Annotated in this window: 13 protein-coding genes and 1 tRNA gene; 8 read left to right on the plus strand and 6 right to left on the minus strand. The window is 74.2% G+C overall.

Annotation, left to right across the window (positions count from 1 at the left end; all coding sequences use genetic code 11):
• Positions 1-11 precede the first annotated feature (11 nt).
• Positions 12-85: transfer RNA gene (locus IEZ20_RS25980), tRNA-Pro, on the minus strand.
• A gap of 105 nt (positions 86-190) precedes the next feature.
• Here IEZ20_RS25980 and IEZ20_RS25985 point away from each other — a divergent pair.
• Positions 191-697, plus strand: a complete 507-nt coding sequence (locus tag IEZ20_RS25985; protein ID WP_189302958.1) for a DUF309 domain-containing protein — start codon at positions 191-193, stop codon at positions 695-697.
• A 68-nt stretch (positions 698-765) separates the two neighbouring features.
• Complete coding sequence (cobF, locus tag IEZ20_RS25990) at positions 766-1,557, plus strand: precorrin-6A synthase (deacetylating) (RefSeq protein ID WP_189302960.1); 792 nt, start codon at positions 766-768, stop codon at positions 1,555-1,557.
• Between the two features lie 70 nt (positions 1,558-1,627).
• On the opposite strand, the gene IEZ20_RS25995 is transcribed toward cobF, so the two are convergent.
• Positions 1,628-2,443 carry a cobalt-precorrin-6A reductase gene (locus IEZ20_RS25995; protein ID WP_189302962.1) on the minus strand — a complete coding sequence of 272 codons (816 nt, stop codon included), beginning with the start codon at positions 2,441-2,443 and terminating at the stop codon, positions 1,628-1,630.
• A gap of 402 nt (positions 2,444-2,845) precedes the next feature.
• On the opposite strand from IEZ20_RS25995, the gene IEZ20_RS26000 reads away from it, so the two are divergent.
• Entirely contained in the window at positions 2,846-3,634 is a 789-nt protein-coding gene (locus IEZ20_RS26000) for an HAD-IIA family hydrolase (protein WP_189302964.1), read from the plus strand.
• On the opposite strand, the gene IEZ20_RS26005 is transcribed toward IEZ20_RS26000, so the two are convergent.
• From IEZ20_RS26005 to IEZ20_RS26015, 3 genes are all read right to left on the minus strand, one after another.
• Positions 3,623-4,396 carry a sulfite exporter TauE/SafE family protein gene (locus tag IEZ20_RS26005; RefSeq protein ID WP_189302966.1) on the minus strand — a complete coding sequence of 258 codons (774 nt, stop codon included), beginning with the start codon at positions 4,394-4,396 and terminating at the stop codon, positions 3,623-3,625. The genes IEZ20_RS26000 and IEZ20_RS26005 overlap by 12 nt on opposite strands.
• A gap of 85 nt (positions 4,397-4,481) precedes the next feature.
• Positions 4,482-5,993: a long-chain-fatty-acid--CoA ligase gene (locus IEZ20_RS26010; RefSeq protein WP_189302968.1), complete on the minus strand. Its 1,512-nt coding sequence runs from the start codon at positions 5,991-5,993 to the stop codon at positions 4,482-4,484.
• A 76-nt stretch (positions 5,994-6,069) separates the two neighbouring features.
• On the minus strand, positions 6,070-7,257 hold the full coding sequence (locus IEZ20_RS26015; RefSeq protein WP_189302970.1) for a thiolase family protein: 1,188 nt from the start codon (positions 7,255-7,257) through the stop codon (positions 6,070-6,072).
• Between the two features lie 146 nt (positions 7,258-7,403).
• On the opposite strand from IEZ20_RS26015, the gene IEZ20_RS26020 reads away from it, so the two are divergent.
• The 5 genes from IEZ20_RS26020 (at position 7,404) to IEZ20_RS26040 (ending at position 10,680) form a co-directional block, all read left to right on the plus strand.
• Positions 7,404-8,213 (plus strand): alpha/beta hydrolase, encoded by an 810-nt coding sequence (locus tag IEZ20_RS26020; protein WP_189302972.1) that lies wholly within the window; start codon positions 7,404-7,406, stop codon positions 8,211-8,213.
• A gap of 84 nt (positions 8,214-8,297) precedes the next feature.
• A complete protein-coding gene (locus IEZ20_RS26025; RefSeq protein ID WP_189303218.1) occupies positions 8,298-8,789 on the plus strand; it encodes a Dps family protein in 492 nt (163 codons plus the stop codon).
• A gap of 21 nt (positions 8,790-8,810) precedes the next feature.
• Positions 8,811-9,155 (plus strand): DUF3140 domain-containing protein, encoded by a 345-nt coding sequence (locus tag IEZ20_RS26030; protein ID WP_189302974.1) that lies wholly within the window; start codon positions 8,811-8,813, stop codon positions 9,153-9,155.
• Positions 9,156-9,168: 13 nt separating this feature from the next.
• Positions 9,169-9,816 (plus strand): HhH-GDP family DNA glycosylase, encoded by a 648-nt coding sequence (locus tag IEZ20_RS26035; protein WP_189302976.1) that lies wholly within the window; start codon positions 9,169-9,171, stop codon positions 9,814-9,816.
• Between the two features lie 66 nt (positions 9,817-9,882).
• A complete protein-coding gene (locus IEZ20_RS26040) occupies positions 9,883-10,680 on the plus strand; it encodes an SAM-dependent methyltransferase (protein WP_189302978.1) in 798 nt (265 codons plus the stop codon).
• A gap of 3 nt (positions 10,681-10,683) precedes the next feature.
• On the opposite strand, the gene IEZ20_RS26045 is transcribed toward IEZ20_RS26040, so the two are convergent.
• Entirely contained in the window at positions 10,684-11,550 is an 867-nt protein-coding gene (locus IEZ20_RS26045) for a Cof-type HAD-IIB family hydrolase (RefSeq protein ID WP_189302981.1), read from the minus strand.
• Positions 11,551-11,818 lie beyond the last annotated feature (268 nt).

Genomic DNA, 11,818 nt, shown 5'->3' on the forward strand with positions numbered 1-11,818 from the left:
ACCTTCACAAGTCGGGACGACAGGATTTGAACCTGCGACCCCTTGACCCCCAGTCAAGTGCGCTACCAAGCTGCGCCACGTCCCGTTGCTCTCACCCGCGGTGTCCCGCGTGATCGTGCGAACAGAACTTTACCCCACGTCCGGGGGTGTGCCGAAGAAGGCCCGGGCGGGGCGAGGGACAATCGGCGGTATGACGAACGCGGGCGGATCGGATGCCAGGGACCGGGACCTGACCGGGCGGGCCCGGAACGCGCGGCCCCGGGACGGGCTCGGGCGCCCGCTGCCGTACGGCGCCGAGGGGGTCCCCCGGCAGCCGGAGGGCGTTCCGCGGGCGCCGTCGGAGACGGTCGCCGAGGCGCAGGAGCTGCTGGCCTCGGGGCGGCCGTTCCACGCGCACGAGGTGTTCGAGGACGCCTGGAAGGCGGGCCCCGAGGATGAGCGTGCCCTGTGGCGGGGGCTGGCCCAGCTGGCGGTGGGGCTCACCCACGCGGCCCGCGGGAACGCCGTCGGCGGTGCGCGGCTGCTGCTGCGGGGGGCGGGCGCGGTCGAGGAGTGGGCGGTGGAGCGGGGTGAGGACCGGCCGTACGGGCTGGACCTGCCGGGCCTCACCCGGTGGGCACGGCAGCTGGCCGGGCGGGTGGAGCAGGACCCGGCGCCGGTGGACCCGCGCGCCGAGGCTCCCCGGCTGGGGCCCTGACCGGTGGCCGTCGCCGTGCGTGCGGAGGCGGTGGACGCGCTGTCAGTGGCGTGCGGCAGACTCGGGACGTGCGAAGGATTCATGTCATCGGTATCGGCGCGGGCGACCCCGACCAGCTGACCCTGCAGGCGGTCAAGGCGCTGCGGAGCACGGAGGTGTTCTTCCTGCTCGACAAGGGCGAGGTGAAGAGCGATCTCACCCGGCTCCGACGGGACATGCTGGACGCACATCTGCCCAAGGGGTCGTACCGGGTGGTGGAGGCCCGCGACCCGGAGCGGGACCGGGCGGCGGGCGGGCCGGCCTACTCGCCGGCCGTCGGGGACTGGCGCAGCGCCCGCGCCGGGATCTACGAGCGGCTGATCGCGGACGAACTGGGCGAGGACGGCACCGGCGCCTTCCTGGTGTGGGGGGACCCGGCGCTGTACGACAGCACGCTGGCGATCCTGGAGGAGGTGCTGGAGCGCGGGGCGGTGCGGTTCGAGTACGACGTGGTGCCCGGCGTCAGCAGTGTCTCCGCGCTGGTCGCCCGGCACCGCACGGGGCTGAACCGGGTTGCCCGGCCGGTGCAGATCACCACCGGGCGGCGGCTGGCCGAGGGCTTCCCGGAGGGCGTGGACGACGTGGTCGTGATGCTGGACGCGCACCAGGCCTTCCGGCGGTACGCCGAGGAGGACATGGACATCTACTGGGGCGCCTACATCGGCACGCCGGACGAGATCCTGGTCTCCGGGCCGATCGCCGAGGCCGGTCCGCGCATCGAGCGGGTCCGGGCGGAGGCCCGGGAGCGGAAGGGCTGGATCATGGACACGTACCTGCTGCGCCGGCATCCCGAGCGGGGCCGGCCGACACCGGAGGACTGACCGGCCCGGTACCGCCGGGACGCCGAAGCGCGGTGCTCGGGAGCCCGGGCCGACTGCCAAAGCCCGGTGTTCAGGAGCGCGGCCGGGCTTCCGGTGCCGCGGTCCCCGCGAAACCCAGCCGGGCCAGCACGCTCGGCACGTCGGGCTCGGCCCGCACGCCCTCGGGGAGCGGGGGCCGGCGGACGACGACCACCGGCAGACCGAGGTCGCGTGCGGCGGTCAGTTTCGCGGCCGTGGCCTCGCCTCCGCTGTCCTTGGTGACGAGGACGTCGATCCGGTGCGCGCGCAGGAGTTCGGTCTCGCCGGCGACCGTGAACGGGCCGCGGGCCAGGAGGACGTCGGTGTCCGGCGGCAGGGGCGGCTCGGGCGGCTCCACCGACCGGACGAGGAAGTGCAGGCCGGTCAGCCCGGCGAAGGCGGCGAGGCCGAGGCGCCCGGTGCTGAGGAACACCCGGCGGCCGAGTCCGGGCAGGGCCTCGGCGGCCCCGGCCAGGGACGGGACGTCGTACCAGCGGTCTCCGGGGCCCGGCCGCCAGCCGGGGCGGCGCAGGACCACGGCGGGGACGCCCGTTGCGCGCGCCGCCAGGGCCGCATGGGCGGTGATCGACGCGGCGAAGGGGTGGGTGGCGTCCACCAGGGCGTCCACCCGGTGTGCGCGCAGCCAGTCGGCCAGCCCCTCCGGCCCGCCGAAACCGCCGGACCGCACCTCGCCGGGCAGTGCCGCGGGCCGGGTGACCCGGCCCGCGAGCGAGGTGGTGACGCGGACACCCGGCCGGGCGGCGAGGTCGGCGGCGAGGCGGCGGGCCTCGGTGGTGCCGCCGAGCACGAGGACGTGCGTGGGTACGGGGGCGGGGGCGGGGGCGGCGGGCGCAGGTGTGGCGGGCACCGGGCCGCCGGCAGATGCGGGGGCAGAGGGCCCGGGGGCGACGGCGGACACCGGGCCACCGGCCGGCACAGGAGCGACGGACGGCACCGGGCCACCGGCCGGCCCGGGGGCGGACGGCACCGGGGCGGCGGCGGATGCCGGGCCGTCGGCCGGCGCGGGGGTGGCGGGCACCGGGCCGCCGGCAGGTGCGGGGGCAGAGGGCCCGGGGGCGGCGGCGGACACCGGGCCACCGGCCGGCACAGGAGTGGCGGACGGCACCGGGCCACCGGCCGGCACAGGGGCGGACGGCACCGGGGCGGCGGCGGATGCCGGGCCGTCGGCCGGCGCGGGGGTGGCGGGCATAGGGGTGAGCGTACGAGGTCGTGCGGGGCGGATCGGTGCCCGGGTCGCTACGGTCGGGCCATGGAAGCCGAGGAGCCCGTGCGTGCCGTTCTGATCGACATCGACGGCGTCCTGACCGTGTCCTGGAAGCCGCTGCCCGGTGCGGTGGCGGCGCTGCGTGCCCTCCGCGCGGCCGGGCTCGGCGTGGCCCTGGTGACCAACACGACCTCCCGGACCCGGGTGTCGATCGCCGGGACGCTGTCGGAGGCCGGTTTCGAGGTGGACCCCGGGGACGTGCTGACCGCGCCCGCCGTCACCGCCGCCCACCTCGCCGAGCACTGTCCGGGCGCCCGCTGTCTGCTGCTCAACAGCGGGGACATCGGCGCGGACCTCGGCGATGTCACCCTGGTCGAGGAGGGTGCCGACGTGGTCGTGGTCGGCGGGGCCGGACCCGGGTTCGACTACCCGGCGCTGAACCGGGCCTTCGGCGAACTGCAGCGGGGTGCGCGGCTGGTCGCCATGCACCGCAACCTGTACTGGCGGACCGACGCCGGGCTGCAACTGGACTCGGGGGCCTTCCTGCTCGGTCTGGAGCGGGCGGCGCGGGTGGAGGCGGAGGTGACGGGCAAGCCGTCCCGGGCGTTCTTCGAGGCGGCGCTGGCCCGGCTGGGGGTGGGTGCGGAGCAGGCGGTGATGGTCGGGGACGACATCGAGTCGGACGTGCTCGCGGCCCAGCGGGCCGGGCTCACCGGGGTGCTGGTGAGGACGGGCAAGTACCAGCCGGAGACGCACGAGCAGGCGAGCGGCACCCCGGACCACGTGGTGGACTCCTTCGCGGACGTGCCGCGGCTGCTGGGGCTAGCGGAGTAGCAGCTGCAGGCCGCCCACGACCGTCGCCGCGATCACGAGCTGCTCGAAGAGACGCTGGTTGATCCGGTTCACGGCCCACTTGCCGAACAGCGCACCGGGCACGACGAACACCGCGAGTGCGGCGTCGAGGAGCAGGGAGCGCCCGTCGATCAGACCCAGGCCCGCGCTGAACGGCACCTTCGAGATGTTCACGATGAGGAAGAAGAAGGCGGAGGTCCCCAGGAAGCCGAGCTTCCGGAAGCCCGCGGACAGCAGGTACAGCGACATCACCGGGCCGCCCGCGTTGGCGACCATCGTCGTGAACCCGCCGAGCACGCCGTACGAGCGGGCCTTCATCCGGCCCGCGCGGGTGACGACCGCGTCCGGTTCCTCCGGGGTCTCGGCCGTCCGCCGACGCCACACCGTCACCCCGGCCATCAGCAGCAGGATCGCGCCGATCGAGGTCCGTACGATCCCGTCGTCGGCCCACACCAGGAACAGCGTGCCGGCCACCACGCCCGCCGCCACGGCCGGGAACAACCGCCACAGCGTGGGCCAGTGCGCGTGCCGTCGGTAGGTGAGGACGGCGAGCACGTCGCCGGCGATCAGTACCGGCAGCAGCACGCCGGTGGAGGCACGGGCGGGCAGCACCGCCGCGAAGATCGCGAGGCTGACCGTGTTGGCCCCGCTGACCGCCGTCTTGGAGAAGCCGACGAGCAGGGCCGCGAAGGCGAGCGCCGCGAACCCCCAGCCGGATATGTGCCAGAGCGTCATCGTGTTCATGGAGTGACCGATGCTATGCGCACGCATCCGTACGGCGTAAGCGACGTCTCGCAGACCGGTCCCGGCGTGGCGGCCCGCGTACCGCCTAACGGCCCGTGTACCGCGTCCGCAGCTCCCGCTTCAGCACCTTCATGCTCGGCCCGAGCGGCAGCGCGTCCGTGAACTCCACGCGCCGCGGGTACTTGTGCTTGCCGAGGTGCTCCTTGGACCACTCGGTGAGCGCGGCGGCGTCCGGCGTGGTGCCCTCTGCCGGGACGACGACGGCGCACACCTCCTCGCCGTGCAGCTCGTCGGGCAGGCCGATGACGGCGACCTGGGCGATCTCCGGGTGGCGCATCAGCACCTCCTCGACCTCCCGCGGATAGACGTTGTAGCCGCCGCGGATGATGACGTCCTTCTTCCGGTCGACGATCCGCAGGAAGCCCTCGTCGTCCTTGGTGCCGAGGTCACCGGTGCGGAACCAGCCGTCCACCAGGGCCTCGGCGGTGGCCTCGGGGCGGCCGAGGTATCCGGAGAAGACGTTGTGGCCGCGGATGACGACCTCGCCCAGCTCCCCGGGCGGCAGCAGCTCGATCCGGCCCTCCACCTCGGCGCGGGCGATCTCCACGTCGATGCCCCACAGGGGGTGGCCGATGGTGCCGGCCCGGGTGCCGAACACCGGCTGGTTGACGGTGGCGGTCGGCGAGGTCTCCGACAGCCCGTACCCCTCGTAGATCTTCGCCCCGAACGCGGCCTCGAACCGCTCCAGCACGGCGACCGGGAGCGAGGCCCCGCCGGAGACGCACACCCGCAGCGCGGGGAGCCGGGCGGCGTCGGCGGCCGCCGCCGCGAGCGCGACGAACATGGTCGGCACGCCGTGGAAGGTGTTGACGCCCTCCTTCACCATCAGCTCGATGGCCCGGGCCGCGTCGAAGCGGGGCAGCAGCACGAGCGTGGCGCCGGCCCGCCAGGTGGAGTTCAGCGACACCGTCTGGCCGAAGGCGTGGAACAGCGGCAGCGCGCCGAGGGCGATGTCGTCGGCGCGGATGTCGTTGGCGTCGAAGGCGTTGACGGTCGCGTTCATCACCAGGTTGAAGTGGCTGAGGACGGCACCCTTGGGGACACCGGTCGTACCGCTGGTGTAGAAGACGACCGCCGGGTCGTCGGCGGCCCGGGTGACGTACGACGCGAGGGGCTCGGCGTCGGCGGCGAGCTTCCCGAACTCTCCGCCCAGCGTGAAGACCCGGACGCCGGCCGCCTCGGCCGCGGCACGGCCGGTCTCCGCCTGCCCCGGGTGGACGAGCAGCAGCGTGGCCCCGCTGTCCCGCAGGACGTGCTCGACCTCGCCGGACGACAGCAGCAGGTGCACGGGGACGACGACCCCGCCCGCCGCCGCGATCGCGTAGTAGGCGACCGGGAACTCGGCGGTGTTGGGAGCCATGAGGGCGACCCGGTCGCCGGGCCGGACGCCGAGCCCGGTGAGCGCGCCCGCCTGGGCCAGCGCGCGCTGCCAGACCTCGGCGAAGGTGAGCCGCAGATCGCCTTCGACGAGGGCGGTCTTGCCGGGGCGGCGCCGGGCGTTCTCGGCGAGGATGGCGGCGACGGACAGGGTGGCCATGGAGTGCTGCTCCGTTTCCTTGCTGCTGCGGCTCGTGTTGCGAATTCCCCTGGAGGGAGCCCCCGTCGGTGACGCTCTAGTCCCTCTCGACCAGCACCGCGGTCCCCTGTCCCACGCCCACGCACATGGTCGCGAGCCCGCGCTCCGCGCCCGTGCGCCGCATCCGGTGCAGCAGGGTGGTGAGGATGCGGGCGCCGGAGCAGCCGAGGGGGTGGCCGAGGGCGATGGCGCCGCCGGTGGGGTTGACCAGGTCGGGGTCGATGCCGAGCTGGTCGACGCAGGCGAGTGCCTGTGCGGCGAACGCCTCGTTGAACTCGGCCTCCTGGAGGTCGCCGGTCTCCCAGCCGGCGCGGGCCAGCACCTTGCGGGTGGCGGGGACCGGGCCGAGGCCCATCACGTCGGGGTGGACGCCGGCGGAGGCGCCCGCGACATAGCGTCCGAGGGACTCCAGGCCCAGGTCGTTCAGCGCCTCCTCGCTGACCAGGAGGAGGCCGGCCGCGCCGTCGTTCATCGGCGAGGCGTTCCCGGCGGTCACGGTGCCCTCCGCGCGGAAGACCGGCTTCAGCCGGGACAGCTTCTCCAGCGAGGTGTCCTCGCGGACGCACTCGTCCTGCTCGACCACGACGCCGTCGGGGCGTTCGACGGGCAGGAGTTCGTCGTCGAAGTGGCCGTTCTTGCGTGCCGCGGCGGCGAGCTGGTGGCTGCGCAGGGCGAACTCGTCCTGCCGGGCACGGGAGATGCCGTGCCGGGCGGCGACCTCCTCGGCGGTCTCCCCCATGGAGAGCAGTCCGTGCAGCTCCTTCATGGCGGGGTTGACCAGCCGCCAGCCGAGCCGGGTGTCGTGGGTCTCGATGCGGTGCGGCAGCGCCTCGTCGGGGCGGGGCAGCACGAAGGGGGCGCGGCTCATCGACTCGGAGCCGCCGGCGATCACGATGTCGGCCTCGCCCGCGGCGATGGTGCGGGCGGCGGTGGTGACCGCTTCGAGTCCGGAGGCGCACAGCCGGTTGACGGTGGCGCCGGGCACGGAGTCGGGCAGTCCGGCGAGCAGGGCGGCCATGCGGGCGACGTTGCGGTTGTCCTCGCCCGCCTGGTTCGCGGCGCCCCAGTAGACGTCGTCGATCCGGGCCGGGTCGAGCGCGGGCACGTCGGCCACCAGGCGGCGGATCACGGTCGCGGCCAGATCGTCGGGGCGGACGGAGGAGAGGGCTCCGCGCAGCTTGCCGATGGGGGTGCGGCGGGCGGCCGCGAAGTGGACGGGACGCACGGCTGGGACTCCTGACCTACGACGCTGTGGATCGGACTGGCCTGCACAGCACCAATTAATTAGCACTGCTAGTTTTGGACTATAGACCCCCGACCACCCCGCTGGGAAGATCCCCCAGGACCTTCACCGAGGCAGCTGGAGGAGAGATGCCCCACGCCCGCGCGCACGTCCTCGACGGCACGCACGGCCCCCTCGCCGTCCACGAGTGGCCGCACCCGGCACCCCGCTTCCTCGCCCTCGTGGTGCACGGGTACGGCGAGCACGCCGGCCGGTACGAGGAGCTGGCCGGCGTACTCGCCGGGCACGGCGCCGCCGTGTACGCGCCCGACCACGCCGGCCACGGCCGCTCCGCCGGGGAGCGGGTGCTGATCGAGGACTTCGAGGACGTGGTCACGGACGTGCACGCCGTGGCGGAGCTGGCCCGGACCGCCCACCCCGGCCTGCCGCTGGTCCTGGTCGGCCACTCGATGGGCGGGCTCGTCGCGGCCCGCTACGCCCAGCGGTACGGCGGCGAGCCGAGCGCGCTGATCCTGTCCGGCCCGGTGATCGGCGCCTGGGAGCTGCCGGGGCGGCTGCTGGCCCTGGACGAGATCCCGGACACCCCCGTCAGCCCCTCCGCACTCTCCCGGGACCCGGCCGTGCGCGCCGCGTACGCGGCCGATCCGCTGGTCTGGCACGGGCCGATGAAACGGCCGACGGTGGAGGCCTTCGCCCGGGCCCTGGAGACCGTCGACCGGGGCGGAGACGTCGGCCGGCTGCCGCTGCTGTGGCTGCACGGCGACGACGACCGGCTGGTGCCGCTGGCCGGCAGCCGGACCGGGGTGGAGCGGCTGAGCGGCGGGGCGCTGACCGAGCGGATCTTCGCGGGGGCCCGTCACGAGGTGTTCCACGAGACGTGCAGGGCGGACGCGTTCGCCGAGGCACTGGCCTTCCTGGACCGGGTGCTGCCCCGCTGATCAGCCGGTTTGCTCCCCCGCCCACCGGGCACCCGCCCTTTCGGACATGACCGTGGACACATGACGAAAGGGGACACGCGCACCATGACCGTGGTCAAGAGCTCGCTGCCCGAGGAGGCGCTCGGTGTCACCGGGACCGCCCTGCAGGAGACCCTGGTCGATCTGCTCGGGCTGTCGCTGATCGGCAAGCAGGCGCACTGGAACATCGTGGGCCCGAGGTTCCGGTCCATCCACCTCCAGCTGGACGAGGTGGTCGCCACGGCCCGCGCCCACTCGGACACGGTGGCCGAACGCGCCGCCACGCTGGGCGTGCCGCCGGACGGCAGGCCGGAGACCATCGCGGCGTCCTTCGCGCTGCCCGGCACCAAGGACGGCTGGCTTCGTGACACCGAGGTCGTGGAGCTGATGGTCTCCGCGCTGGAGGCGGCCGTCGGACGGCTGCGCGAGCGGATCGAGGCGACCGAGAAGGCCGACCCGGTCACCCAGGACCTGCTGATCTCGGTCACGGCCGACCTGGAGAAGCAGCGCTGGATGTTCCAGGCCGAGAACCACCCGCGCGACGACGCCGCCAGCTAGCACACCGGAAAGGGGAGACCCATGGCCGACTCCTGGGAGATCGAGGCGCTCTGGGAGGACTTCCACCGCGTGGTGAACATGAGCTCGGCGGAACTCGCGGCCTGGCTGAAGGTCCGGGACGCCGACGAGGAGACGGAGCCGCTGCCGGAGGAGGCGGGCACGCCCACCGGGCAGCACGTCCTCGCCATCCTGCGCAAGCGCCGTACCGACCTCACCGACGACGACCTCCGGATCATGCACAAGGTCGTGGACACGGTCGGGGACCTGGTCGACATGGAGAACGAACCCGAGCCCGAGCGGACGCCGGAGGACACCCGCCGCCGGCACCGGCTGATGACGCTGGGCCACGACCCGCTCAAGCCCTAGCCGGAGCCCGACCGTGGACCGGGACGAACGGGTCGTGCACGAGCTGGTGTCCGAGTACGGGCGGACGTACGCCGAGGAGGCGGGCATCCGCCTGAAGGACTCCCCGCAGCCGCTGTACCGGCTGCTGGTGCTGTCGCTGCTGCTGAGCGCCCGGATCCGGGCCTCGGTGGCGGTGGCCGCCGCCCGGGCGCTGCACGAGGAGCACCTGGACAGCCCCCGCCGGATGGCCGAGGCCGACCGGCAGCGGCGGGTGGACGCGCTCGGCCGCGGCGGCTACCGCCGCTACGACGAGCGTACGGCCACCCAACTCGGCGACGGGGCCGAGCTGTTGTCGGAGCGCTGGGGCGGCGACCTGCGCCGGCTGCACCAGGAGGCGGAGGGCGACGTCGGCACGCTCCGGGAGCTGCTCCAGGAGGAGCCGGGCATCGGGCCGGCCGGCGCGGACATCTTCCTGCGCGAGGCACAGCGGGTGTGGCCGGATGTCGCACCCTACCTGGACGCCAAGGCGCTGGCCGGCGCGGAGCGGCTCGGCCTGCCGAAGGACCCGCGCAAGCTGGCCGAGCTGGCCGGGGACACCCATCCGGCCGTGCTGGCCGCCGCGTTGGTGCGGGCGGCACTCGACAAGGAGGTGGCCGAGGACTGTCTGCGCCGCGCCGCATGATCGTGTCAGACTGCTCCCGCACGTCCCGGACCGACCACCGGGACCCCAGGCGGTGAGGAGCGGCACGTGACGGGGACCGGCCCGGAGATCCAGGAGACCATCGACACGGCCCGGCCGCACCCGGCCCGGGTGTACGACTGGTTCCTCGGCGGCAAGGACAACTACCCGGTGGACGAGGAACTGGGCCGCCGGATCGCGGCGATCGACGGGGGCGCGCCCAAGGCCGCCCGCGCCAACCGGGCGTTCATGCGCCGGACCACGCGGGCGCTCGCCGCGGAGACGGGGATCCGCCAGTTCCTGGACATCGGCACCGGCATACCGACCGAGCCGAACCTGCACCAGATCGCCCAGTCCGAGGTCCCGGACGCCCGCGTCGTCTACGTCGACAACGACCCCATCGTGCTGGCCCACGCGAACGCGCTGCTGCGCGGTACCCCGGAGGGCGTGACGGAGTACGTGCAGGCCGACGCCCGCGACCCGCACGCCATCCTGCACCAGGCCGCCCGCGTCCTGGACTTCGGCCGCCCGGTGGCCCTCTCGCTCATCGCCCTGCTCCACTTCGTCGCCGACGAGGACGGTGCCCACGACCTGGTGGAGACCCTGGTCGGCGCGCTGGCACCGGGCAGCGCTCTGGTCCTGTCCACGATGACGGCGGACTTCGAGCCGGAGAACGTGCGGAAGGGGATCGCCGCCTACGCGGCGGGCGGGGTGACGCTGGTGGCGCGCACGCACGCGGAAGTGGGCGCCTTCTTCAGGGGACTCCGGCTGCTGGAGCCGGGGATCGTCTCGGTGGCCGAGTGGCGGCCCGAGGGCGCGCCCGACGGGCCGATCTCGCTGTACGGCGGGGTCGCGATCAAGCCCTGACCCTCAGGCCCTCTCCCCGTCGTACGGGAGGCCGAGCACCCGGGCCACGGTCCGCAGCACGCCGTCGTCGTTGTTGGACGGGGCCAGGTGGCGGGCCCTGCGGATCACCTCGGGGTGAGCGCCGGCCATCGCGAAGGACCACTCCGCGGCGTCGAGCATCTCCAGGTCGTTCAGGTAGTCGCCGAACACCATGGTCTGCGCGGGCGTGATGCCGAGCGCCTGCTGCAGACCGCGCAGGGCGGTGCCCTTGTTGGCGGTCCGGTTCATCACGTCCACCCAGTGCTCGCCGGTGACGACGACCTGGTGGGTGGCGGCGAACTCCGCCAGGGCCGGGGCGGTGGTGTGCTCGACCGGGCCGAAGTCGAAGAGCGCCACCTTGATCACGTCGTCCTCGACGGCGGTGACGTCCTCCACGATCCGGTGCTCGACGTAGTACTTGCGCACCTCCGCGAGGAACGCCTCGTCGGTCCGCTCCACGTACGCCGACCGCTTGCCGCAGACCACGGCGCCGACGTCGGCGCCGCCCGCGGCCAGCCGCCGTACCGTCCGGGCGACCCCGGCGGCGACGGCCGGGTCGAGCGGGTCGGAGCTGAGTTCCACACCGTCGCGGACCACGTACGTGCCGTTCTCCGCTATGAACACCATGCCCTCGGCGACCTCCGCGAACTGCCGGTGCAGGGTCGCGTACTGGCGGCCGCTCGCCGGGCTGAACAGCACCCCGCGGCGGCGCAGTTCGGCGAGCATCGGCCACAGCCCGCCGGGGATCCGCTTGGCGTCGTCCAGCAGCGTGCCGTCCATGTCGGTGACGACCAGCCGGATGTCGGCGGGGCCGGCGGGCAGGTGCGAGGAGTCGAGGAGGGACGTGGGCATGGCGGGCGTGTCCTGCTTCCGGTCGGCGGCGGGGATACCGGTCCAGTGTTCCTCATCCGTTCCGCGCGCCCGGAACCGCCCACGGTGCCCGTTTCCCGGGACAGCGCGATCACCGGGGGGCACAATGACGGCGGAGCACCGCACGTGAGAAGGGCGGACAGGTGAGCGAGGGCCCCTCCCCGACGGCCGGTCCGGCCCGGCTGGACACGGCCGGGAGCCGGTCGGGCCGGACCTGGTGCGCTGCTCCCGGTGGTGCGCGGAACCGGCG

Origin of the sequence: Streptomyces cinerochromogenes (assembly GCF_014648635.1) — a bacterium.
In the GTDB taxonomy this organism is placed as follows: domain Bacteria; phylum Actinomycetota; class Actinomycetes; order Streptomycetales; family Streptomycetaceae; genus Streptomyces; species Streptomyces cinerochromogenes.